Annotated in this window: 21 protein-coding genes and 2 tRNA genes; 16 read left to right on the plus strand and 7 right to left on the minus strand. The window is 41.7% G+C overall.

Annotated features, from left to right (window positions below; all coding sequences use genetic code 11):
• Positions 1-113 precede the first annotated feature (113 nt).
• The gene (locus B9T38_RS13090) at positions 114-1,115 is read right to left on the minus strand and encodes a sulfate ABC transporter substrate-binding protein (RefSeq protein ID WP_086197218.1); all 1,002 of its coding nucleotides are present in this window, start codon (positions 1,113-1,115) and stop codon (positions 114-116) included.
• Positions 1,116-1,492: 377 nt separating this feature from the next.
• Between B9T38_RS13090 and B9T38_RS13095 the strand changes: the two genes are divergently transcribed.
• The 5 genes from B9T38_RS13095 (at position 1,493) to B9T38_RS13115 (ending at position 4,180) form a co-directional block, all read left to right on the plus strand.
• Positions 1,493-1,795, plus strand: coding sequence for a hypothetical protein (locus B9T38_RS13095; RefSeq protein WP_086197219.1), 303 nt, complete (start codon positions 1,493-1,495; stop codon positions 1,793-1,795).
• Positions 1,796-1,924: 129 nt separating this feature from the next.
• A complete protein-coding gene (gltX, locus tag B9T38_RS13100) occupies positions 1,925-3,433 on the plus strand; it encodes a glutamate--tRNA ligase (RefSeq protein WP_086197220.1) in 1,509 nt (502 codons plus the stop codon).
• 57 nt (positions 3,434-3,490) lie between these two features.
• A tRNA-Ala gene (locus B9T38_RS13105) sits at positions 3,491-3,566 on the plus strand.
• A 30-nt stretch (positions 3,567-3,596) separates the two neighbouring features.
• Positions 3,597-3,672: transfer RNA gene (locus tag B9T38_RS13110), tRNA-Glu, on the plus strand.
• Between the two features lie 166 nt (positions 3,673-3,838).
• Positions 3,839-4,180 (plus strand): zinc-ribbon domain-containing protein, encoded by a 342-nt coding sequence (locus B9T38_RS13115; protein WP_086197221.1) that lies wholly within the window; start codon positions 3,839-3,841, stop codon positions 4,178-4,180.
• Between the two features lie 24 nt (positions 4,181-4,204).
• Here B9T38_RS13115 and B9T38_RS13120 read toward each other — a convergent pair whose 3' ends face one another.
• Entirely contained in the window at positions 4,205-5,161 is a 957-nt protein-coding gene (locus tag B9T38_RS13120; RefSeq protein ID WP_086197222.1) for a cation diffusion facilitator family transporter, read from the minus strand.
• Positions 5,162-5,560: 399 nt separating this feature from the next.
• Here B9T38_RS13120 and B9T38_RS13125 point away from each other — a divergent pair, with 399 nt between their 5' ends.
• A complete protein-coding gene (locus B9T38_RS13125; RefSeq protein ID WP_086197223.1) occupies positions 5,561-5,980 on the plus strand; it encodes a tetratricopeptide repeat protein in 420 nt (139 codons plus the stop codon).
• A 48-nt stretch (positions 5,981-6,028) separates the two neighbouring features.
• Here the strand turns inward: B9T38_RS13125 and ettA are convergent, their stop codons facing one another.
• Positions 6,029-7,690, minus strand: a complete 1,662-nt coding sequence (gene ettA / locus B9T38_RS13130; protein WP_086197224.1) for an energy-dependent translational throttle protein EttA — start codon at positions 7,688-7,690, stop codon at positions 6,029-6,031.
• 324 nt (positions 7,691-8,014) lie between these two features.
• Between ettA and B9T38_RS13135 the strand changes: the two genes are divergently transcribed.
• The 3 genes from B9T38_RS13135 to B9T38_RS13145 all read left to right on the plus strand — a co-directional run bounded on the left by B9T38_RS13135 (position 8,015) and on the right by B9T38_RS13145 (position 10,887).
• On the plus strand, positions 8,015-9,292 hold the full coding sequence (locus B9T38_RS13135) for an O-acetylhomoserine aminocarboxypropyltransferase/cysteine synthase family protein (RefSeq protein ID WP_086197225.1): 1,278 nt from the start codon (positions 8,015-8,017) through the stop codon (positions 9,290-9,292).
• A 310-nt stretch (positions 9,293-9,602) separates the two neighbouring features.
• Complete coding sequence (locus B9T38_RS13140; protein WP_086197226.1) at positions 9,603-10,490, plus strand: SDR family NAD(P)-dependent oxidoreductase; 888 nt, start codon at positions 9,603-9,605, stop codon at positions 10,488-10,490.
• Between the two features lie 79 nt (positions 10,491-10,569).
• The gene (locus B9T38_RS13145; protein ID WP_086197227.1) at positions 10,570-10,887 is read left to right on the plus strand and encodes a hypothetical protein; all 318 of its coding nucleotides are present in this window, start codon (positions 10,570-10,572) and stop codon (positions 10,885-10,887) included.
• A gap of 54 nt (positions 10,888-10,941) precedes the next feature.
• Here the strand turns inward: B9T38_RS13145 and B9T38_RS13150 are convergent, their stop codons facing one another.
• Positions 10,942-13,305 (minus strand): Tex family protein, encoded by a 2,364-nt coding sequence (locus B9T38_RS13150; RefSeq protein ID WP_086197228.1) that lies wholly within the window; start codon positions 13,303-13,305, stop codon positions 10,942-10,944.
• Positions 13,306-13,640: 335 nt separating this feature from the next.
• Here B9T38_RS13150 and ompR point away from each other — a divergent pair, with 335 nt between their 5' ends.
• The 3 genes from ompR to scpC all read left to right on the plus strand — a co-directional run bounded on the left by ompR (position 13,641) and on the right by scpC (position 17,849).
• Complete coding sequence (gene ompR / locus B9T38_RS13155; RefSeq protein ID WP_086197229.1) at positions 13,641-14,405, plus strand: osmolarity response regulator transcription factor OmpR; 765 nt, start codon at positions 13,641-13,643, stop codon at positions 14,403-14,405.
• A gap of 260 nt (positions 14,406-14,665) precedes the next feature.
• On the plus strand, positions 14,666-16,126 hold the full coding sequence (locus B9T38_RS13160; protein WP_086197230.1) for an ATP-binding protein: 1,461 nt from the start codon (positions 14,666-14,668) through the stop codon (positions 16,124-16,126).
• 205 nt (positions 16,127-16,331) lie between these two features.
• Positions 16,332-17,849, plus strand: a complete 1,518-nt coding sequence (scpC, locus tag B9T38_RS13165) for a succinyl-CoA:acetate CoA-transferase ScpC (protein ID WP_086197231.1) — start codon at positions 16,332-16,334, stop codon at positions 17,847-17,849.
• A 95-nt stretch (positions 17,850-17,944) separates the two neighbouring features.
• Here the strand turns inward: scpC and B9T38_RS13170 are convergent, their stop codons facing one another.
• Positions 17,945-18,694: a hypothetical protein gene (locus B9T38_RS13170; protein ID WP_086197232.1), complete on the minus strand. Its 750-nt coding sequence runs from the start codon at positions 18,692-18,694 to the stop codon at positions 17,945-17,947.
• Between the two features lie 218 nt (positions 18,695-18,912).
• On the minus strand, positions 18,913-20,172 hold the full coding sequence (locus tag B9T38_RS13175; protein WP_086197233.1) for an OmpP1/FadL family transporter: 1,260 nt from the start codon (positions 20,170-20,172) through the stop codon (positions 18,913-18,915).
• Between the two features lie 246 nt (positions 20,173-20,418).
• Here B9T38_RS13175 and B9T38_RS13180 point away from each other — a divergent pair, with 246 nt between their 5' ends.
• Positions 20,419-21,120 (plus strand): DsbA family oxidoreductase, encoded by a 702-nt coding sequence (locus B9T38_RS13180; RefSeq protein WP_086197234.1) that lies wholly within the window; start codon positions 20,419-20,421, stop codon positions 21,118-21,120.
• 85 nt (positions 21,121-21,205) lie between these two features.
• Here B9T38_RS13180 and B9T38_RS13185 read toward each other — a convergent pair whose 3' ends face one another.
• A complete protein-coding gene (locus tag B9T38_RS13185) occupies positions 21,206-21,406 on the minus strand; it encodes a dodecin family protein (RefSeq protein ID WP_086197235.1) in 201 nt (66 codons plus the stop codon).
• 241 nt (positions 21,407-21,647) lie between these two features.
• Between B9T38_RS13185 and B9T38_RS13190 the strand changes: the two genes are divergently transcribed.
• The 3 genes from B9T38_RS13190 (at position 21,648) to B9T38_RS13200 (ending at position 22,824) form a co-directional block, all read left to right on the plus strand.
• Positions 21,648-21,863: a hypothetical protein gene (locus tag B9T38_RS13190; RefSeq protein WP_086197236.1), complete on the plus strand. Its 216-nt coding sequence runs from the start codon at positions 21,648-21,650 to the stop codon at positions 21,861-21,863.
• Between the two features lie 242 nt (positions 21,864-22,105).
• A complete protein-coding gene (locus tag B9T38_RS13195) occupies positions 22,106-22,291 on the plus strand; it encodes a hypothetical protein (RefSeq protein ID WP_086197237.1) in 186 nt (61 codons plus the stop codon).
• A gap of 353 nt (positions 22,292-22,644) precedes the next feature.
• Positions 22,645-22,824: a hypothetical protein gene (locus tag B9T38_RS13200; protein ID WP_086197238.1), complete on the plus strand. Its 180-nt coding sequence runs from the start codon at positions 22,645-22,647 to the stop codon at positions 22,822-22,824.
• Positions 22,825-22,833 lie beyond the last annotated feature (9 nt).

Below are 22,833 nucleotides of genomic sequence, written 5' to 3' on the forward strand. Positions count from 1 at the left end.
AAAAAAATGACGATAACATTATACTTATTTAAGATATATAGATTTTTATGGATTGGATATGAAAAAAACGGATAATAATTTATCCGTTTTGACTTTTTTATCGAAAATCTGGCTTAATTCTTTTCACTATAAATTTGATCAAAAATAGCGCCATTCACAAAATGGGTTTTCTGTGCCTTGGCCCATCCACCAAACACATCACCAATGGTAAATAGTTTGATTTTGGGAAATTGTGCGGCATATTTCGCTGCCGCTTGGGAATTGCGCGGACGGAAGAAATGCTGTGCGGCCAGTTCCTGACCTTTTGGCGAATATAAATAGTTGAGATAACCTTTAGCCAAATTACGGTTGCCATCCTTATCGACATTTTTATCGACTATCGCCACCGATGGCTCAGCCAGAATTGAAATGGAGGGATAGACAATCTGATACTTGTCTTTGCCCAAGCCTTGAGTCGCCAGCAAGGCCTCATTTTCCCAAGACAATAGCACATCACCAATACCACGTTCTGCAAAAGTGGTTAAAGAGCCACGTGCGCCAGAATCCAGCACTTTGACATTACCATAGAGCTTTTTAACCAGTTCACGTGCTTTAACATTATTTCCACCCGGCTGTTTTAACGCGTAGCCCCATGCCGACAGATAAATCCAGCGTGGTGCACCGCCGGTTTTCGGATTTGGTGTAATAATTTCCACACCCGGCTTGGCTAAATCGTTCCAGTCTTTAATATTTTTGGGATTACCCTTGCGAACCAGAAAAACCACAGTCGAGGTATACGGTGCAGAATTGTTCGGAAACTGCTTTTGCCAGTTTTTATGGATCAGGCCTGCCTTTACAATTTCATCAATATCGTTGGCTAGAGCCAGGGTCACGACATCAGCCTGCAAACCATCAATCACGGAACGTGCCTGTTTACCTGAACCGCCATGAGATTGCTTGAAATTAATGTCCTGTCCGGTACGTTGTTTCCAATACGCACCAAAGGCCTGATTATATTCCTGATAAAACTCACGGGTCGGATCATAAGACACATTCAGGAAATCTTTCGCGGCAAAACTCTGTGTCCCTATTCCCCCAAGCAATACCAAAAGAGCAGAGGCGATTATTTTTTTCATGTGTAACACTCTTATGTAACTTTTATTTAACAATGAGAACACTATATAAATCATAAATATTTTTAACAATCATAAACTTATAATATTTTATTGATTAAAAATCGGTTTTAAAGATATCCATAAAAATGCTTTGAAATGCACTTTTAGTACTAAAAAATATCAGCATAAATCTACAGCTTGTTGTTTTTCCTGATTCTTCATGGTGTCTCCATATTTTTTTGATACAAAGAGCACAATATTTACAGGTATTTATTATTTTGTAAAAAAGTGTGAGCTAGTTCTACTTTTGTATTTTTTTGTATGGTTAAATGGTACTCGCTCATCGGATTAAAACAATATATAAAATTCCAGCAACGGAAAAAAAGGGGGATGTGGAAATGAGATATACAGCAATTATACAAGCGCTTAGCTTAAGTTTAACTTTAGGGTTTATGGCTCAGCTGGGACATGCAGCAGCAATCAAAGGTAGCGAAGCCAAAGTAACTTTAGGTCCTGAAAAGTCTTCATTGATTGAAAAAGCCCTGCAACAGCAAAAGCAAGGTGGAAATACGTTACGTGCCGATAATGATTTAAAGATGTTGACCGAAATTAAAGTGGCACCAACTCAAAGCTTCTTTGCTGCTCAAAACCAGAAATTCAGCCGTTTTGTGCAAGCACTGTTCCCTCAAAGCAGCTCTTAACTCAACAGCGAACTTATTCCCCTTTAGAAGTTCCTATCTAGCCTAATCATTTCAATGTTGAATTTAACATTAAGTGATTAGGCTTTTTCGTTATAATAGCCTTCATTCACATTCTGAAAAATATTGGTTATGACTGTTCGTACTCGTATTGCGCCTTCTCCTACTGGCTTTCCACACGTAGGCACTGCTTATATTGCCTTGTTTAACTTATGTTTTGCTAAACAGCATGGCGGTGAATTTATTCTTCGTATTGAAGATACCGACCAACTGCGCTCAACCCCTGAATCCGAAAAAATGATTTTAGATTCATTACGCTGGTTAGGCTTAAATTGGTCAGAGGGGCCAGATGTGGGCGGTCCACATGCACCGTACCGTCAATCTGAACGTATGGGCATCTATAAACAATATGCCTTGGAACTGGTAGAAAAAGGTCATGCTTTCTACTGCTTCGCAACACCAGAAGAACTGGATCAAATGCGTGCTGAACAGCAGGCGCGTGGCGAAACACCACGTTATGATGGTCGTGGTTTAAAGCTGTCGGCAGAGGAAGTGCAGCGTCGCCTTGCCGCAGGTGAGCCCCACGTGATTCGTATGAAAGTACCTGAAGAAGGCATTTGTAAAGTCAACGACTTACTGCGTGGGGAAGTTGAAATTCCTTGGGCTCAAGTCGACATGCAAGTTTTGCTCAAAACCGATGGTTTACCGACTTACCATCTTGCCAATGTGGTTGATGACCATTTGATGCAAATCACTCACGTTTTCCGTGGTGAAGAATGGTTACCATCGGCACCAAAACACCAGTTGCTCTACCAATACTTTGGCTGGGAAATGCCAGTACTGGGTCATATGCCATTACTTCGCAACCCGGACAAATCAAAACTGTCTAAGCGTAAAAACCCAACCTCTATCAATTACTACAAAGACATTGGTGTGTTACCTGAAGCCTTGTTGAACTATTTAGGTCGTATGGGCTGGTCAATGCCAGATGAACGTGAAAAGTTCACTTTGGCAGAAATGATTGAGCATTTCGACATTAAGCGTGTATCCCTCGGCGGTCCGATCTTTGATGTGGAAAAACTCAACTGGCTCAACGGTCAATGGATTAAAGCGCTCTCGCCTGCAGAGCTGTTAAATACTTTATTGGCATGGAAATCTGACCGCAATACCCTAGAAGACATTGCTGCTGCCATTCAGCCGCGTATCAACCTGCTTTCTGAAGCAGTGAACTGGGCTGGTTTCTATTTCAACCAGTTCCCAAGCATTAGCAAAGAACAATTTGAAAGCAAGAAATTGTCTGAAGAACAGGTTCGTCAAAGCTTGCAGTTTGCCATTTGGCGTCTGGAAAGCCTGTTCACCTGGAATAACGACACGGTGAGTCAAACCTTAATGGACTTGGCCAACCAGATGGAAATTAAGCTGCGTGACTTTATGCCCACCTTCTTTATTGCCATTGCCGGTTCAACCAGTTCAACCCCAGTCATGCAATCGATGGTGACGATTGGTCCTGACTTAACTTTCGCACGCTTACGTCATGCTCTGGAAATTGTTGGCGGACCGAGTAAAAAAGAAGCAAAAATCTGGGAAAAACTCAATGAAAGCTTAAAATTGCCGAAAAATAATGCAGTTGATGAAGCATAATTGATTTTATAGTTGACGTGTGAGCGCAATACCCCTAATATTGCGCTCACACAAACTGGGGTCATAGCTCAGTTGGTAGAGCGCTACAATGGCATTGTAGAGGTCAGGAGTTCGATCCTCCTTGACTCCACCAAGTTCCACCTTTTTTTGTGTTGCCTCAATTGTCCCTATCGTCTAGAGGCCTAGGACATCGCCCTTTCACGGCGGTAACCGGGGTTCGAATCCCCGTAGGGACGCCATATTCAAGATCATCATAATATGGTTATGCTGATCTGATAAAAAACCCAAGCATTGCGACTTGGGTTTTTTATTGTCTCAATCTTTTATCAACTTTTATTTGCGCTGTTTTTGCTTTCTGTGTCATTCCGATTAAAATAAGCGATAAATTAAAATGATGGAGTTGTAATGCAATACCGTTGCCCAAAATGCCAAAGCCCTAAAATTATGCCTGTCGCTCAAGCCGGTAGCCCTGCAGTACGACCTGTAGTTCCTAAAAGCCTGGTCTTTCTTATTCCCGCAGTATTTATCTTATTACTGCTGGTTTTAATTAGTATTGCGATGTGGATTTTTGGCGATGGTGCAGGCTCTACCCTACAAGTTGCAACCGTAGTGGCTTTTATCATCTGCGTCATCGCCGGTTTCCTGTTTTACCGCGACCTGCCAGATTTTAAAATTTCCATGCAAGGCTTTATGCAATCGCAAAAGAAATGGAAATGCCGTGAATGTAATCACGAATGGGAAATCTAAAATAGATTTGATTTCACATCAGTTTCAGTGCTGGTGTGAATCTTCCTGATGAGGTGAATGTTCTTCGTGATCATCATGGCGATGACAGGATGAATGCAGCCCGCATTCATAATCTTCAATCTGTAGCGTGATTTCCCGAATACCGTGCTGATGCTGCAACATCTCCAAAGCTTGCTGATATAACAGTGTGCGATCTGCCTGAGGCGCATAAAGATGTACCGTCAGATGGACATTTCTGGAACTAATGGCCCATACCTTCAGTTGATGGATATTCTCCACATCCTTTAACGCCAAAAGGTCATTACGCAACTGCTCAATATCAATTTCTTCAGGAACTCCTTCCAGCAGAATGTTGATACTTTGTTTGAGTAAAATCCAGGTTCTTGGCAATACCCAGAGACCGATCAGCACCGCAATTAGGGTATCTATCCACATCCAGCCAGTGAAATAGATGATCGCTGCGCCCATAATCACACCGATCGAACCTACAGCATCACTTAAAACTTCCAGATAAGCCCCTTTTACATTCAGGCTTTCTGTAGCGCTGGAAAATAAAATCCGCATAGAAATCAGGTTGATCATTAAGCCAATCACCGCAACCACCAGCATGCCCAGACTTTGAATTTCAGGTGGATGGCTAAAACGCTGATAAGCTTCAAACAGAATGTACATCGCTACAACAAACAGCATCGAAGCATTAAACAGGGCGGCCAGGATTTCAAAACGCTGATAGCCAAAAGTTCTTTTATCATCTGCCGGCATTCTGCCGATTTTGATCGCCACCAAGGCAATGGCCAATGCTGCCGCATCGGTAAACATATGGGCAGCATCAGAAAGCAAGGCTAAACTTTGAGTGATAAAACCTGCAATGACTTCAATAATAAGAAAAATGCTGGTGAGCGCCAGGGCAAAGGTCAGCTTTTTGGCATTCGCTTCCGTCACCACTGCATGACTATGATTATGCCCATGCTGTTCAGCCATACCTACTCCTCTATTACTCTATTTTTTCTGGTTTTTGTGATAGCGATTCAATTTAATAATCATACGACCATAAGGTAATAGTATGGCATTCTTACCCTAATACCATGAGCAATAAAATTAAACCTCAACACAAGAGATTTCTTTCATAAGTCCTGTCTCTCTTGGTTTTACCCTCATCGGCAGAACAAAGGCACTGATAAAAGAAGTTCAATAATGGCTTTTCTATAATCCAGATTTAATAAAAAAATCATTTAAAAACAAAAAATTAAAATAAAAAGTACATCATTGTTTTCAAATAAAAATTAACTTACAAATAAAAGAGATTTAATTTCTTAAAAACCTATATATATTAAGAATATTGGATAAAAATCATTTAATCCAGATGATAAGGAGCTGAATATGATCCTGCATAAAATAGAACAGATCGTTTACGCTTGGTTACCTTTATTCGACTCAACAAGACAAGGAAGACAAAATGCCCTTTCCGAAGTGCAGGCAGAATATGCACAAGGACAATATTACGAAAAATTAGCGCTTGAACATCATCAGACCTTTGAACGCCTGCATGCCTATCAACCCACATCAGAAAACAATCCTGCCATTCAGGATAAACGCAATGCAGTCTGGAACTTTTTAAGTGCGGCACTCAAAGGTCATCGTGATTCTCAATATAAACTGGGCCTGTGTTATTTGAATGGTGAATTGGGTCTAGATAAAAATTATACCCATGCTCAGGAATGGCTCGAAAAAGCCGCCAAACAAGGTCACCCGGAAGCAATAAAGACTTTAATGTATAGTTATTCGCAAATTGCATTTTAATCAAAAAACCAGCCCGAAGGCTGGTTTTTTTCATATCAAAATCGGGAATTAAGCACCGATTTTACGATATTTTTGACGACGTGTTGCCAGGTCATCACCATCGCGCTTACGGCGATATTCCTCAAACTCGGTATAATTACCAGTGAAGAACTCTGGTGTTTCATTTTCAAATGACAAGATGTGCGTTGCAATACGGTCGAGGAACCAACGGTCATGCGATACCACCATCACAGTACCTGGGAATACCAGAATTGCATCTTCCAGTGCACGTAAGGTTTCGATATCCAAGTCGTTCGATGGCTCATCCAGCAGGATCACGTTTGCGCCCATTTGCAGGATTTTCGCCAGTTGTAAACGGTTACGCTCACCACCTGATAAACTGCCTACACGTTTTTGCTGATCTTGACCTTTGAAGTTGAAGCGACCGATATACGCACGTGATGCGATTTCGTAATCACCAATCTTCAAGATATCCAGGCCACCCGACACTTCTTCCCAAACGGTTTTGTTATCGTCCAAGGTGTCACGGATCTGACCCACGTAAGCGACTTTAACTGACTCACCCAGGGTTACCGTACCGGTATCGGGTTGCTGTTCGCCAGTCATCATACGGAATAAAGTCGTTTTACCCGCACCGTTAGGACCAACAATACCTACAATCGCAGCTGGTGGAACTGTGAAAGACAAGTCTTTGTACAGTAATTTATCGCCAAACGATTTACTGATCCCTTCAACTTCTACAACCTTGTTACCTAGGCGTGGACCAGGTGGAATGTAGATTTCAGAGGTTTCATTACGCTGTTGGAATTCGCGTGAGTTAAGCTCTTCAAAACGCTCCATACGCGCTTTGTTTTTCTTTTGCTGCCCTTTAGCATTTGAACGAACCCATTCAAGTTCTTTTTTCAATGCTTTGGCAAAAGATTCTTCCTGCTTGTTCTCTTGCTCTAAACGGGCATTTTTCTGCTCAAGCCAAGAAGAATAGTTACCTTGGTAAGGAATACCATGTCCACGGTCAAGCTCCAGAATCCACTCTGCAACGTTATCCAGGAAATAACGGTCATGCGTAATCGCAACAATTGTGCCAGGGAAATCTTTCAAGAAACGCTCTAACCAAGATACAGATTCTGCATCCAAATGGTTGGTCGGTTCATCAAGAAGTAACATGTCCGGCTTAGAAAGCAATAAACGGCACAGTGCAACACGACGACGTTCACCACCTGAAAGCAAGGTGACATCTGCATCCCAAGCTGGAAGGTTTAACGCAGCAGCTGCTTGATCCATTTGGTTGGTCAGGTTATGCGCATCCCAAGCGTGAATGATGGCTTCTAACTTTTCTTGCTCTTTTGCAAGTTTGTCGAAGTCAGCATCTTCCGCTGCATATTCAGCAAATACTTCATCCAGACGAGCCAAAGCATCCAATGGTTCACGTAAACCATCTTCAACGTTACCACGAACGTCTTTGTTAGGATCAAGTGGTGGTTCTTGCTCAAGGTAGCCGATTTTAATACCCGGTTGAGCACGGGCTTCACCTGAGAAATCTTTATCTACGCCAGCCATAATACGGAGCAAGGTCGATTTACCTGCACCGTTTAAACCAAGCACACCAATTTTTGCGCCTGGAAAGAATGATAAAGAGATGTCTTTTAAGATTTCGCGCTTAGGCGGAACCATCTTCGACACACGGTTCATCGTGTAAATATATTGGGCCACGTAGGACTCCTCTATAGAAAAAGCAACATTCGCACTCTACCCACAGCAGTATGCGAACAAATATTTGGCGGGCATTATACGATGAAAGTACAAAAAAAATAAGGCATAGCCTTCATCTTCAATAGAATGTTACAACTAATGGCGTGTTGGTTTTTTAAACACAATCGCAGATACTCAGTTTTATTGAATTGTGACTGAATAAAACCCATAGATATAAGAAAATTAGATATTCTTTTCTAGAATACGCACTTTTATTCATATCCACAGGTGATAGACTGATGGCATAACCCACCGAAACAATTAACTCACTTAGATGATGTAAACATGACTTATAAAGATGAAACTTTAGCGATTCACGCAGGGTACAGCCCAGAACCGACCACAAAAGCGGTCGCCGTACCCATTTATCAAACCACTTCTTATGCCTTTGACAATACTCAACATGGGGCTGATCTGTTCGATTTAAAGGTTCAGGGTAATATCTATACCCGGATTATGAACCCGACGACCGCTGTCTTAGAACAACGTCTGGCAGCACTGGAAGGCGGGATTGGCGCTTTGGCTTTAGCCTCAGGGATGTCAGCGATTACCTATGCCATTCAAACCATTGCCGAAGCTGGTGACAATATTGCGTCGGTTTCAACGCTATATGGCGGTACATACAACCTGTTTGCCCATACTTTGCCTAAACAGGGTATTGAAGTCCGTTTCTTTGATTACCAAAACCCTGAAGCCTTGCGTGGTTTAATTGACGAGAAAACCAAACTGGTGTTTGTCGAATCGATCGGCAACCCACTCGGCAATATCATCGATCTGGAAGCCATCTCTAAAATTGCCCATGAATATGGTGTACCAGTGATTGTGGATAATACCGTTGCCACGCCTGCCCTGCTTAAACCTTTTGAATATGGTGCCGACATTGTCGTGCATTCACTGACCAAATATATTGGTGGTCACGGCAATTCAATCGGCGGTGCCATTGTTGATAGCGGTAAATTCCCTTGGGGCAAATATCCTGAACGTTTCAAAGTATTAAATACACCTGACCCAAGTTATCATGGGGTTAATTATGTCGAAGCCTTAGGTGCGGCTGCCTATATTGCCCGTGCGCGTGTGGTCCCTCTACGCAATACCGGTGCTGCCATTAGCCCCCTCAGTGTATTCCTGATCCTGCAAGGCTTAGAAACATTGAATCTGCGAATGGAGCGTCATACTGAAAATGCACAAAAGGTCGCGGAATATTTACAGCAGCATCCGAAAGTCAAATGGGTCAATTATGCTGGTTTAAAAGATCATCCTCAGCATGCGCTGGCACAAAAATACGTGAAAGGTAAACCTTCAGCAATTCTGTCTTTTGGTGTACAAGATGGCCGTGAAGGTGGAACACGTTTTATTGATGCCCTGCAACTTTTTACCCGCCTGGTCAATATTGGTGATGCCAAAAGCCTGGCCTGCCATCCTGCCACCACCACCCATCGTCAGCTCAATGAAGAAGAACTGAAGTCTGCAGGGGTGAGTATTGATATGGTCCGTTTATCTGTGGGTATTGAACATATTGATGATTTAATTGCAGATTTGGAACAGGCATTGGCACAAGTTTAAAGCTTTTGATTAGAGTACAATTTAGCCTTCTTTCTAAACGAAAGAAGGCTACTTTTATTTGAGTATAATTTTTTGATTATTTCTCTTTGCTTTGGTTTTAATTCATGGTAAAAATTAAATAACAGTTAAAACAATAATAGAGCAATTACTCTAATTATATTTGTAAATTCAATTACTTATTTGTAGATTTTTTCCTAACATTCGCTATTATAAATGGCTCGAGAATAGCTTAAATTCCCCAAATTTTGAGCGCTAGAATCAACTAAAAAAATAATCTAAATTTTTATTCTATTGAAACCAGGAAAATATTGTGAATTCTAAACTAGAGAAACTTTTTCAGAATCGAGTCAACGGCAAAGTTGTTTTAATTACTGGTGCATCTAGTGGTATTGGTTTAACCGCTGCACATAAACTCGCCGATGCCGGTGCACATGTTCTGTTGGTGGCTCGTACCAAAGAAACATTAGATCAAGTCAAACAAGAAATAGAAGCCAAGGGCGGCAAAGCATCTGTTTTCCCATGTGATTTAAATAACATGGAATCTATTGATGAGGTATCAAAAGAGATTTTAGCCTCTGTAGACCATATTGATATCCTGATCAACAATGCAGGACGCTCAATTCGTCGTGCGGTTCATGAATCGACCGACCGATTCCATGATTTTGAACGCACCATGCAGCTGAATTACTTTGGTGCAGTACGTTTAGTGATGAACATTCTGCCACAAATGATGATTCGCCGGGATGGCCATATCATCAATATCAGCTCGATTGGTGTCTTGGCCAATGCGACACGTTTTTCCGCTTATGTGGCTTCTAAAGCTGCACTGGATGCATTTAGCCGCTGTCTGTCTGCCGAAGTCCATTCGCATAAAATTGCCATTACTTCAGTTTATATGCCATTGGTTCGTACCCCAATGATTGCACCAACCAAAATCTATAAATACGTACCCACCCTGTCTCCGGAACAGGCAGCCGATTTAATTGCTTATGCGATTGTGAAACGCCCGAAAAAAGTTGCGACCCACTTAGGCCGTTTGGCTTCAATTACCTATTCTATTGCTCCAGACATTAACAATAAATTGATGTCGATTGGTTATAACCTGTTCCCAAGCTCTTCTGCTTCGGTAGGTCAACCACAGAAGCTGAATTGGGTTCAAAAAGCGTATGCACGTTTGTTCCCGGGTGAACATTGGTAAAATTGTGCAATACGAAAGCCAGTCAATAGACTGGCTTTTTTATGTTATAAACACCCATCATTTTTGCTTTTAGATTTTTATGCGGACTGCTGCTCTTATTTTCCAATATGGCTGTTTTGCCTTTGCTCTTTTTCTTTGCTATCAAGTCGGTACTTCTATATACCTGCAAGATTATAAATTGATGGATATCATCAGCGATATCGGTACTATTTTAATTTGTATCGATTTAGGCGTATTCCTACATTTCAATAAGTCTCTGGTATCGCTAAAAATGAAAAATGCTTATCAGCAGCCTGCTGTTCGGGTTTCAACGATAGAAAAAATCACGCGTAAGTTGGGTCATTTGGGTATTATTCTGATTATCTGTAGCTGGATTGTGCCAATCATTAATTCATAAAGATCAAATAAAAAACCTCCCGATGGGGAGGTTTTTTATTTGAACCATCAAAGATTATTTCGAACCTTTAATCCCGGCTTGAAGTAATAATGCACCCAAACCACCAATTTTATTTTCTTGTGGTTTAGCCGCTTGAGGCTTTTTATGACCTTGTGAGCGGTCGCCTTGCGGACGTGCATGCTGTGGACGTTTAGCTTGAGGCTTACGTTCAGCACGTTGTTCATTCTGAGCATTGTCACGGCGTGGCTGACGTGGTGCTTTAGCCGGAGCTTCTGAACCTTCAGGACGCATCGACAGGTTCACACGGTTACGTTCAGCATCGACAGTGAGTACACGTACTTGTACGATCTGACCCGGTTTCACCACTTTGTGCGGATCGGATACAAATTCATTCGCCAGTTCAGAAATATGCACTAAACCGTCTTGGTGTACACCTACATCTACAAAGGCACCGAAGTTAGTTACGTTAGTAATCACGCCTTCCAGCTGCATGCCTTCAGTCAATTGTGACACTTCAGTGATGTCATCACGGAACTTGGCAGTACGGAATTCCGGACGTGGGTCACGGCCCGGTTTTTCCAGTTCAGCCAATACATCTTGAATGGTTGGCAAACCAAACTGCTCATCGGCAAATTCTTCGGCATTCACCTGGCGAATGATTTCAGAATTACCAATAATGTCTTTTACCGTAGTGGCTTTTGCTGCAACAATTTTGTTCACTAAGCCATAAGACTCAGGGTGGACGGCAGATGCATCCAGTGGTTCAGAACCATCTTGAATACGTAAGAAACCTGCCGCCTGTTCAAAGGTACGCTCGCCTAAACGTGGTACATTTTTGAGTGCCTGACGGTTATCAAAACGACCATTTTCCTTACGGAAGTCAACAATTTGTTGGGCAATCGATTTGTTTAAACCTGCGATATAACCCAAAATTGCTGAAGATGCTGTATTGACATCTACACCGACCGAGTTCACACAGTCTTCAACAACTGCTTCTAATGTTTTCGCCAAACCGGCCTGGTTCACGTCGTGTTGGTATTGCCCCACACCAATCGATTTCGGATCAATCTTCACCAGTTCAGCCAATGGATCTTGTAAACGGCGTGCAATTGAAACTGCGCCACGAATTGAAACATCGAGTTCTGGAAGTTCTTGTGAAGCCAGTTCAGATGCCGAATAAACTGATGCCCCTGCTTCACTGACGGAAACGCGCGTCAATTTCAGGTCGCTATTGGCCGCCATCATTTCAGCCACAACCGCTTCAGTTTCACGACTGGCAGTACCATTGCCAATGGCAATCAGGTCAACATTGAATTCACGGCATAGACGGGCAAGCTCTGCAATTGAACCTGCTTTATCTTCTTTAGGCGCAAACGGATAAATGGTGCTATGCGCAACCACATCGCCTGACTGGTTCACTACAGCCAGTTTCACGCCAGTACGGATACCAGGGTCTACACCTAAGGTGCAACGTGCACCAGCAGGCGCAGAAAGTAATAAATGACGCAGGTTTTCAGCAAAGACTTCCATCGCCTCTGCTTCAGCAGCCAAGCGTTTTTCAGTCAATAATGAATGTTCGATTTGTGGACGAACCTTACCTAACCAGAACAGTTTTGCAGTTTGCTTCAAGTAATCTTGACGTGTTTGCGGTTGTACTGTTTCCAGGTTGTATTCAGTTTCAATGCGAGCAAGTGGGGCATCATCTTCACCATCCACTTTTAAGCCCAGGACATTTTCCTGACGGCCACGCAGCATCGCCAATAAACGGTGGGAAGGTACTTTGTTTAAGTTTTCAGAAAAATCGAAGTAATCACGGAATTTTTTACCGACTTCTTTTTTCTCTTCACTTGCGACCAGACTTTTCAATACAGCTGTTTTGGCAAATGTCGCTTTAAGTTCAGTGGTTAAGGCAATATTTTGCGCCCAGTCATCAATCAGAATGTGCTGGATCGCATCAAGCTGGCTTTCCACATCCGGATAATCTTCATGGCTAAAGCCAGCGAGTGCTTCTGCAGGATCAACTTGCTCGCTAAAGATTTTCTCAGCAATTGGACCCAAGCCCGCTTCTTTGGCTTTAAATGATTTGCTAGTACGTTTTGGACGGTACGGTGCATAAAGTTCTTCTAAAGCATTCTTGGTTTCAGCAGCATTTACACGTGCCAATAAATCGTCTGACAATTTATTTTGTTCTTTCAGCGATTCAATTACTTTTTCACGGCGTTCAAATAAATCACGTAAATACGATAAACGGGTGTCGAGTTGGCGTAACTGGATATCGTCCAAGCCTTGGGTTACTTCTTTACGGTAACGTGCGATAAATGGAACGCTTGCACCTTCATCAATCAGCTTGATGGCAGCTTCTACTTGATTTGGACGTACGGCAATTTCTTTTGCCAACTGCTGAACTAAGTCAGTCATCGTGTTTGATCCCACAAGGATAAGTACTAAATGGCATGATTATAAAGACCAAGACCATAAAATCCACAACTGTTTTGATTAAATTTATCAGTGGTCAGTATTGCCAATTCACAGTTTTTTTAGAATTTGCGACAAAATTAGGTGATAAGTAGATTTTAACTCTACATATTCAGCAGGATAAGCGATAATTTAGATGTATATATTTGGTATCTATGTCTTGATTTTATCTGCAATATTTGTTGCTTTAGAGCATAGTAAACAGATACAAATGAATCGTATACTCAAGATCATCCGAACTTTTGTTTACGATGACAATAAAGATAAAGGAGCACATCATGAGTTTAGTGGTACCTGCTGAAAAAACAGATCCAGTACAAAGCGACCCTGATCGCGTCGAGCGCATTCTCGTTGTGGATGATGATGTGCGTTTACGTACGTTGTTACAACGTTTTCTAGAAGATAAAGGCTTCGTGGTCAAAACTGCTCACGATGCAACGCAAATGGATCGTTTATTGCAGCGCGAACTTTTCTCCCTGATCGTGCTCGATTTTATGCTTCCTGTTGAAGATGGTTTAAGTATTTGTCGCCGTTTACGCCAATCCAATATCGATACGCCGATTATCATGCTGACCGCCCGTGGCAGCGATTCTGACCGTATTGCCGGCTTGGAAGCAGGTGCTGATGATTACCTGCCTAAACCGTTTAACCCGAATGAGCTGCTCGCACGTATCCGTGCTGTATTGCGCCGCCAGGTTCGTGAAGTCCCGGGTGCACCAAGCCAGCAAATGGAAGTCGTGAGCTTCGGCCCTTGGTCACTGGATTTGTCGACCCGCACCCTGACCCGTGAAGGCCAGGTGGTAACGCTGACCACGGGCGAATTTGCAGTACTGAAAGCACTGGTACAACATCCACGTGAACCCTTAACCCGTGACAAATTGATGAATTTGGCACGTGGCCGTGAATGGGGTGCGATGGAACGTTCGATTGATGTTCAGGTATCACGTTTACGTCGTCTGGTGGAAGAAAACCCTGCCCGTGCGCGTTATATTCAAACGGTTTGGGGCGTAGGCTATGTCTTTGTTCCAGATGGTGCTGAATAAGCCAATTTTTATCGGATAAGACAAACTCAAACACTTGTCCGGCAAAGCCATTCGCTGCTGTTTGAGCCATCCTTCAACAGAATTTATAGATGAATGATGGCGAGTTCAGCGAATGGCAAAAGTTTTCTTGCGTAACTGTGTTACTCATTTTAAAAAAAAGTAACTTAAGCAAATCCTTCAATTGAATGTCAAAGCAGTAAGACTCAGCCAAGAACATCACTGCCGATTTTCAAAAATAAAAATGCCCACAGGAAGCTGGCGTGAAACTCGAACCCATCGACCCGCAAAAATTTACTGATTACGAAGCTTATTCAGAAAAGAAGCGAACCCGCTGGGAACGCTTTCTGGATAAGATTAAGCCGCGTTCTGCTGCAATGCGTACCACCGTGCTGGTGTTATTCGTTGTATTTTTCAGTTTATTTATGTCGTTGTGGTTCTTTTGGCGTACGCTTTACCTTCCTGAAATTCAGCAGCATGCCCGCTATTTAGGGGTCGAGCTGGAAATTCTAAACAATCCTGACTTACGCATTTTTCATAATAATGCCGAAGTGGATGCCGATTTATGGCTCAAAAATCGGGTCGGTATTGAATATATTACCAATCCCGCAGAATATCCCCGTGTAAGAGACAAGGTGATTGCCGAATTTTTTACCAATCAAATAGAAAAAAAGCTGGCGAAAGAACTGAAAGTTGAAAATGTAACGGTTTATTTCCAGTTTAAACCCAGTCCCAGTATCTGGATTCAGACTCCAGAAATGAATGGAAATTGGGTCCGTGAACCTTTAAAAACCTATGCCAACTATAGTCCCGAACTGATCTATGGCTGGTTAGTTGGTATTCCACTGATTGCTGCTGCCATCATTTTGACTCTAGTTCGCCAGTTAAACCGCCCGCTTCGCCGTTTGCAGGATGCAGCTAACAACTATAGCAAAACCGGCTCAGCACCCTATCTGGAAACCAATCATGGGCCACAAGAGATTCGTGAAGTCAATCAGGCCTTCAATCATATGATTTATACGCTGGAGCAGACTGAACGTGACCGCCGTATTATGCTGGCGGGGATTTCGCACGACTTGCGTACTCCGCTAACCCGTATCCGCTTAAGTGCAGAAATGATGCCCGATGATGACTTTTTGAAAGAAGGCTTCATTTATGATGTCGAAGATATGGATGCCATCCTGAACCAGTTCATCTCCTACATGCGTGATGGCTCTGATGAAGAACTTCAGGACACCGATATTAATATGCTGTTACAGGAACTGGTCATTCAGTTCAAGCCGCTGGACGTGCGTTTTGAAGCTGAGGAAGTTCCAATTATTCAAGCACGTAGCCAGTCTTTAAAGCGCCTGATTGGTAATCTGATTAACAATTCCAAACGCTATGGCGCCGAACCGATCGAGTTATCTGCCAAAGTGGAAAACAATCACCTGCTGATTCGTGTCGCCGACCATGGCGAAGGTATTCCTGAAGACCAGATTGAAGATTTGATGCAACCTTTCGTGCGCGGCAATGAAGCCCGGACCATTCAGGGCAGTGGTTTAGGTTTGGCCATCGTAAAACGTATTGTTGATCTTCATCAAGGGCAGCTTACCATTCAAAATCGCCCGCAAGGCGGTTTGGAAGCACTGATTTCTTTACCTCTACTGCATGATGAAGTTGAGGAAAATATCCCGCAAGGCACTTTAGAAAAAATTAAACAAACGATTACGGGACACTTTTAAGCTTTGATCAATTAATCAACAAACAGTTTTGTTTAATGATTAACCCCCTGGTTTTTACACTATTAAAATCAAGGTATTAAAAGCCATAAAAATTCGTTATACCAACATTTTTTCAAAAAATTAGACCTTAGCCTAACAGGCATGCACAATTTGTTTTTTGGACGGTACAATCCGTCTAGTTTTGAACAAGAATTGAGCGTAGACCATGTCTTTAGATCGTATTCGTTTAGCGTCACTTCATGACAAAGTCATGAGCGCAGAACAAGCTGCTACTTTTATCCAAGATGGTATGACTGTAGGTATGAGTGGATTTACTCGTGCAGGTGAAGCAAAAGCTGTTCCCCTGGCACTGGTAAAACAGGCTCAAACAAATCCTTTGAAAATTACTTTAATTACAGGCGCAAGTCTTGGTAACGATTTAGATAAACAGTTAACTGAAGCTGGTGTACTTGCTCGCCGTTTACCGTTCCAGGTAGATAATACGTTACGTAAAGCCATTAACAAAGGCGAAGTGATGTTCATCGATCAGCATTTGTCTGAAACTGTTGAACAAATGCGTAACCAGCAACTTAAAAAGCCAGATGTGGCAGTGATTGAAGCTGTTGCCATTACTGAAGATGGCGGCATCATTCCAACCACATCTGTAGGTAACTCTGCTAGCTTTGCTATTTTCGCTGAAAAAGTGATTGTAGAAATCAACACCAACTTAAGCCCTGCTTTTGAAGGTTTACACGACATCTACATCCCAACGTATCGTCCAACGCGTCAACCTATTCCGTTGACTAAAGTGGATGAGCGTATTGGTACAACAGCCATCAATATCGATCCTGCAAAAATTGTCGGTATCGTATTCAACAGCGAATACCACGATTCTCCATCTACCGTGACTGCACCGGATGATGAAACTCAAGGCATTGCGAACCACTTGATCGCATTCTTTGAAAAAGAAGTGGCTGAAGGCCGTCTTCCTTCTAATCTTGGTCCATTACAGGCAGGTATCGGTTCAATTGCCAACGCAGTATTGACCGGTTTGAAAGATTCGAACTTCGAAGACTTGATCATGTACTCAGAAGTACTTCAAGACTGTACCTTCGAATTGATTGATGCAGGCAAAATGAAATTTGCTTCAGGTTCTTCAATTACGCTTTCTGCTAAATATGGCGAAAAAGTATTTAACAACCTTGAACAATACAAAGACAAACTTGTGCTTCGTCCACAAGAAATTTCGAACCACCCTGAACTGGTTCGTCGTCTCGGTATTATCGGTATCAACACTGCATTAGAGTTCGACATTTACGGTAACGTAAACTCAACTCACGTATGCGGTACCAAAATGATGAACGGTATCGGTGGTTCTGGTGACTTCGCACGTAATGCCCACTTGGCAATTTTCGTGACTAAGTCTATCGCTAAAGGCGGTGACATTTCTTCTGTGGTGCCATTTGCTTCTCACGTTGACCATGCTGAACACGACGTAGACATTCTGGTAACTGAACAGGGTCTTGCTGACTTACGTGGTTTAGCACCTCGTGAACGTGCGCGTGTGATTATCGACAACTGTGCTCACCCGATGTACCGTGATGCTCTAAACAATTACTTTGATCGTGCATGTGCTAAAGGTGGTCAAACTCCACACATTCTTCGTGAAGCGCTGTCTTGGCATTCAAACTTCGAAGAAACCGGCCATATGCTTGCTGCTCAGGCTGAAGAGAAAAGTGCTTAATCGCCTCACTCAATAGTATCAAAAAGCGTACTTCGGTACGCTTTTTTATTTTAAACTGCTGCTTTAGCTGACATCCCCCAATCGAAACTCAAAATCTATAAACGCTGCTCAACCGCCTGACGGTTTTGCTTTTTAATTTTTTCTATTTCTGCATTTAACTGCAGAATCTGCTTATACAAATCATTAAACTGCTTGAGGGGCTGATCCTGATAAAACATAAAGGTCTTGTTCTTTTTCTCCCATTGATTATTTTTAAGAATCTGGAATAAGGCATCCGCCTTATCTAGAACCTGTAGCTCCAGAGCAAATAGCGCATGGGTCTGATCACTATCCCGGCTTTCACGCAAGCTATCGGTGAGCTGATGCCTGAGATGTGATTTAATCGATAATTGTTTAGCTCGGGCTAAGGTATTTTGTTCACGCTGTAGGGTTTGTTGCTGATAGCGCTTCGCGAGCAGATGTGCTTGCTGCAACATCTGCTCGGTTTCTACATATTTCTGCTCGCGGTCTTGGTCTAAACGGTCGATATTTAAAAACTGATCCCAGTGAATCGCTTTCAGCTCGCGCAAATACTGATTTCTTGCTTCGGCATTTTGAATCATTTCACTCAACACAAAATCCGCCATCACTTTATAATCGCCCTGCAGACGATTATCAGAGACATTGATCTGGATCGGCTTAGACCAGTCTTGGGCCTGTTGATAAATGAGTTCGGCTTTTTCATACAATACCGTTTGGTAGCTGTGCAGTTGGCTGAGTTCTTTTTGCTGGACCGAATATTGATACAACATCCAGCCAAATACGCTGCATGTTGCCAATGCCAAGATGAGAAAAATTCTGGGCATACCAGACTCCTCTATACCGCCTTTTTCACATCATAACTTGATTCAGCCTTAAATCGTTCATTTATCAAACAACAAGTACACAAAGTATGCAGGACAGCAAATGAGTTAAAATCAAGTCCATATGTCTTGTTTAAGAAAATGGCTCATTGAAGATTAAACTGCATAGCTAAAAAAGCCCGATGAAAAGGGCTTTTATCGCAACTTTTGAAAGCCTCAGGTTAGAACTTATAACCATAAGCCAAGCCTAAAATGTTCTGACTCATTGTCAAATTCGCTTCACCACCACCAAAGTTTGCAGGAATGGACTCACTGCCCTTTACTTCTTTTTCTAAAGCATGGGTATATGCAATGCTGAGCTCTTGATGAGCATCTACATTCCAGGTTGCACCTACGCTCAAATGATCTTGCACGACCCCGGGTGCCAAGATATTCAAGAAGGTTTGATCCGCCGAAATGGGCTGGTCGTTATGACTATACCCGGCACGTAAGGTTAATTTTGGATGCGCCTGATAGCTTACTGCAACTTTATACACGTTAATGTCATTCCAGCCAAAGCCTGGACCTTGATCCGACCCAAAAGCATGCCCCTGGAATAGCGGGTTAATCGCATGTCCAACCGAACCGACATCTGAATAGTTAATACGTTCCACATCTGCAGCCACGTTCAACTTTGCTGTCAGCTGATAGGCTGCACCAATACCGTAACTTTCAGGTACATCAAAATCACCTTGTTGTGCAAATAAGCCACTGTATTGATCAAAACGGTCTGCATCAATTTTAGAACTATAATTTGCACCTAGAGTTAAACGCTCATCAAAGAACTTCCCAGCCCAACCGACACGTAAGCCAACGCCTGTAGCGGAGTCTTTACCCTTATTACTGAGCTTATCACCATCGACAGAAAGACCCGCAAAACCACTAATACCTTTGGCTTCAAAACGTTGATACAAGATATTGGTCGCAACCCCAATCGATTGATTTTTCGCATATTGCCAAGAGACAGCAGGAGAAATAAACACCTGTGACAAATCTACACCCGCACTGCCTTGGTTCCCAAATGCAGCAAATGGATTTTGCTTATAGCCGGTATTCATACCGCCATTACCATAAATAGCGATCCCCAAATTAACTTGATTATTCACTTGATGGTTATAGGCAATTTCAGGAAGCACAAAATACTTTCGACCATTGCCATCATAATGACCATTGGCACCAGGTACAGCATTCCCAACTATTTCTGCTGAGCGATCAGGAGCAAAAAGTGTAGCGCCAATATCGATTCTTGAACCAATCCAGCTCAACCCTGCTGGGTTATTTGCAATAGTCAATGCATCTTGAAAATGTGCAACAGAGGCTCCAGCATTCCCTTGAGCCTTAATGCCATAACCATGCATAAAATATCCAGTTGTTGCAAATACAGGAGTACTGATCAATGGTAATAAAGCAACTAAAAAACGGGGAGAAGTGTGAATATTCATGCTAACAATTGATTAAATAATAATATATTTTTTAATAATATTATTTGTTGTAAGTCTTGTAATCTAATTAAAATGGAATTGCTTATTCGATTTTTTCATAAGAACCCCGCTTCTTTAAGTTTCAATCTATCCTTAAACCTATATTTTTTATACCATTTGATAAATTCATGATTTTTCATTTTTAGATGCTTTAAATTTTAATCTCTATCCCCATCAATAGAAGCAAGAAAAGATAAGAGAACTCTCATGCGCGTAGATATTTGGTCAGATGTAGTTTGCCCATTTTGTTATATTGGTAAAAAACGTCTGGAAGCTGCTGCTGAACAGGCAGGTTTAGAACTTGAAGTTCATTGGCATAGTTATGAACTTGACCCGGAAGCACCTGTTCGCCAGGAAGTATCCAACTCTGAACGTCTGGCACAAAAATACGGCCGTACTCTGACTGAAGTTGAAGAAATGCAGCGCAATATTGCCGCAATGGCTGCAGAAGAAGGCATTCAGTTCAATTGGGACAATGCCAATTCAGGCAACACCTTCAATGCTCACCGTATTATCCATTTGGCACAAAGCAAAGGCTTGGGTTCCGAAGCCAAAGAAGCCTTTTTCTATAGTTATATGACCCAAGGTTTAGCCATTGGTGAACGTGAAACTCTGGAAGATGTTGCAGCCCGTATTGGCTTAAATCCGGTTGAAGTAGATGATGTGCTCAATTCAGACGAATTTGCAGATTTTGTCAAATTTGATGAAGAAGTAGCACGTGATCAGCTCAATGTGACCGGAGTACCCTTCTTTGTCTTTGATCAACGGATCGCACTCGCGGGTGCACAGCCACGTGAAGTATTTTTACAGGTGATGAAAAAAGCCCTTGAAGCACCTCAACAAGACAACATAGTTGCTGAAGATAGCGCAATCTGTAAAGAAGATCAGTGTGATGTTCCGGAAAAATAAGCTGAAGTCTTAACTACAGCAAGTCAATAAAAAAATCCCCAGTCCTTGGGGATTTTTTATTTTAAGATTCATTGATCTATTCAATTCAGTCAACCAAGAAGCTAATTTTTAAATTCACCCGATATTCTGTAATTTTATTATCCTTAATCACCACTTTTTGTTCATTTATCCATGCACCCTGCACATTTTTCACTGTTTCGGTCACTTTATCTATGCCACTTTGAATAGCATCTTCAAAACTTTTATTACTGCTTGAATTCACTTCAACCACTTTTGCGATAGCCATTGTTTTTACCTCAGGTTTTATTATTTTGAGTCCAGATCATAGGACATTTTCTAAACAAAAAAGTGAGTTTTAACATTACAGCGCAAAAACTTACAGCCGGGTCACAATACCCTTATTTGCTTTGAACCTCTTACAAAAGACAACTTATCTATACAAGGTTTGGACACAATTAAAAGCGAAATTCGCTAGGCTAATATGCGGAATATCTGAGTTCCTAATCATGAAATTTATAGAGGTAAATATGAACACTGAAATACAAGATCCGATGATTGATACCAGTCCAGAACAAAGCACATCTGCAAAATCTCCTTTTTCACCCACGCTCAAAGGTGTACTGATTGGCGCAGTGGCTGGTAGTGTATTACCCGTTTTCGGTACGTTTAGTGGTGCCATTATTGGAGGTGTGGCGGGAAAAGTTTACGAAAAAAAATACCAAAATAAATGCAATGCAAAATAATTTTTTTATATTTTCAAAGCAGTTAAGACAGATTGTTAATAGACAGTCTGTCTTAGAGCAAAAACTCTAAATATATGATTTATATAATATTTTAAACTCACCGTTCATCTTTTTTTGCTCTCACCTCCTTACTTGATTCAATCACTTCTTGATATCATTCACATGAAATTTATTTTTATTTCTCTCCTTGCCTGCTTCATTTTTGAATGAACCAGACATCCTTTCACTAAAGGAAAATGATGATGAACCTGATTAAATCTCTTATCGCTGTTGCTATTGTGGCTTGCTCTGCTAACCTTTCTGCTCAAATTGTTTATACCCCAGATTTTCCTGTCAACAAAGCAACAGAAACCGTGAATGCTGAACAAAAAGCACCAGTTGCTAAAGCTGAGACACAGAGTGTGACTGCATCTAAAACAGCTGCCTAATCTAAAAATCCATAAAAAAAACCAGACAAAACAAATGTGGTCTGGTTTTTTTATCAGCATAAATTGGCATTTTGTTCGCCGGCTTATGTTCGATCAGAACATCGTTTTAATCTGTCATTTCATCACTTTCTTTTTATCCCTTTCTTTGCAAAATAACAGGACAGCTAAAGCCTGATCAGCAGATTTCTGCTCTCTCCTGCCAAAAAATTGCTTATTTTTTATTTAAAATTTACATTTTTTGCAAATTATGTCTATAAATACTCAAAAACTGACATTTTTTTCATGCTTTTTTTTACTAAATACATATAATCAAAACAATTAAATAAATAATTCACTCAAGAAGAAGTGTGTATATGCAAGAACTTCAAGCACTGATTCAAGGCAAGATTCCTCCGCAAACGATCAACACCGATCAGTTGATCATGCTTGCTGAGCATTACTCCCAGCCCACGTCTGCAGAATATAAGTTACTTGAACTCGCGATTAATATCGTATTGGCAAGTTATCTAGAAAAAGCGCAAAAGCATCTCTAAAGGTGAGAT

The organism is Acinetobacter sp. ANC 4218 (genome assembly GCF_002135245.1).
Lineage (GTDB): Bacteria > Pseudomonadota > Gammaproteobacteria > Pseudomonadales > Moraxellaceae > Acinetobacter.

What these genes read in the sequence shown, in the direction of transcription:
- B9T38_RS13200 (WP_086197238.1), top strand. Translation starts at nt 22,645, where the DNA reads ATGCAAGAACTTCAAGCACTGATTCAAGGCAAGATTCCTCCGCAAACG.
- B9T38_RS13175 (WP_086197233.1), bottom strand. Translation starts at nt 20,172, where the DNA reads ATGAATATTCACACTTCTCCCCGTTTTTTAGTTGCTTTATTACCATTG.
- B9T38_RS13115 (WP_086197221.1), top strand. Translation starts at nt 3,839, where the DNA reads ATGCAATACCGTTGCCCAAAATGCCAAAGCCCTAAAATTATGCCTGTC.
- B9T38_RS13095 (WP_086197219.1), top strand. Translation starts at nt 1,493, where the DNA reads ATGAGATATACAGCAATTATACAAGCGCTTAGCTTAAGTTTAACTTTA.
- B9T38_RS13180 (WP_086197234.1), top strand. Translation starts at nt 20,419, where the DNA reads ATGCGCGTAGATATTTGGTCAGATGTAGTTTGCCCATTTTGTTATATT.
- B9T38_RS13090 (WP_086197218.1), bottom strand. Translation starts at nt 1,115, where the DNA reads ATGAAAAAAATAATCGCCTCTGCTCTTTTGGTATTGCTTGGGGGAATA.
- B9T38_RS13150 (WP_086197228.1), bottom strand. Translation starts at nt 13,305, where the DNA reads ATGACTGACTTAGTTCAGCAGTTGGCAAAAGAAATTGCCGTACGTCCA.
- B9T38_RS13125 (WP_086197223.1), top strand. Translation starts at nt 5,561, where the DNA reads ATGATCCTGCATAAAATAGAACAGATCGTTTACGCTTGGTTACCTTTA.
- ompR (WP_086197229.1), top strand. Translation starts at nt 13,641, where the DNA reads ATGAGTTTAGTGGTACCTGCTGAAAAAACAGATCCAGTACAAAGCGAC.
- B9T38_RS13135 (WP_086197225.1), top strand. Translation starts at nt 8,015, where the DNA reads ATGACTTATAAAGATGAAACTTTAGCGATTCACGCAGGGTACAGCCCA.
- B9T38_RS13190 (WP_086197236.1), top strand. Translation starts at nt 21,648, where the DNA reads ATGAACACTGAAATACAAGATCCGATGATTGATACCAGTCCAGAACAA.
- B9T38_RS13170 (WP_086197232.1), bottom strand. Translation starts at nt 18,694, where the DNA reads ATGCCCAGAATTTTTCTCATCTTGGCATTGGCAACATGCAGCGTATTT.
- B9T38_RS13120 (WP_086197222.1), bottom strand. Translation starts at nt 5,161, where the DNA reads ATGGCTGAACAGCATGGGCATAATCATAGTCATGCAGTGGTGACGGAA.
- gltX (WP_086197220.1), top strand. Translation starts at nt 1,925, where the DNA reads ATGACTGTTCGTACTCGTATTGCGCCTTCTCCTACTGGCTTTCCACAC.
- B9T38_RS13185 (WP_086197235.1), bottom strand. Translation starts at nt 21,406, where the DNA reads ATGGCTATCGCAAAAGTGGTTGAAGTGAATTCAAGCAGTAATAAAAGT.
- B9T38_RS13145 (WP_086197227.1), top strand. Translation starts at nt 10,570, where the DNA reads ATGCGGACTGCTGCTCTTATTTTCCAATATGGCTGTTTTGCCTTTGCT.
- scpC (WP_086197231.1), top strand. Translation starts at nt 16,332, where the DNA reads ATGTCTTTAGATCGTATTCGTTTAGCGTCACTTCATGACAAAGTCATG.
- B9T38_RS13195 (WP_086197237.1), top strand. Translation starts at nt 22,106, where the DNA reads ATGAACCTGATTAAATCTCTTATCGCTGTTGCTATTGTGGCTTGCTCT.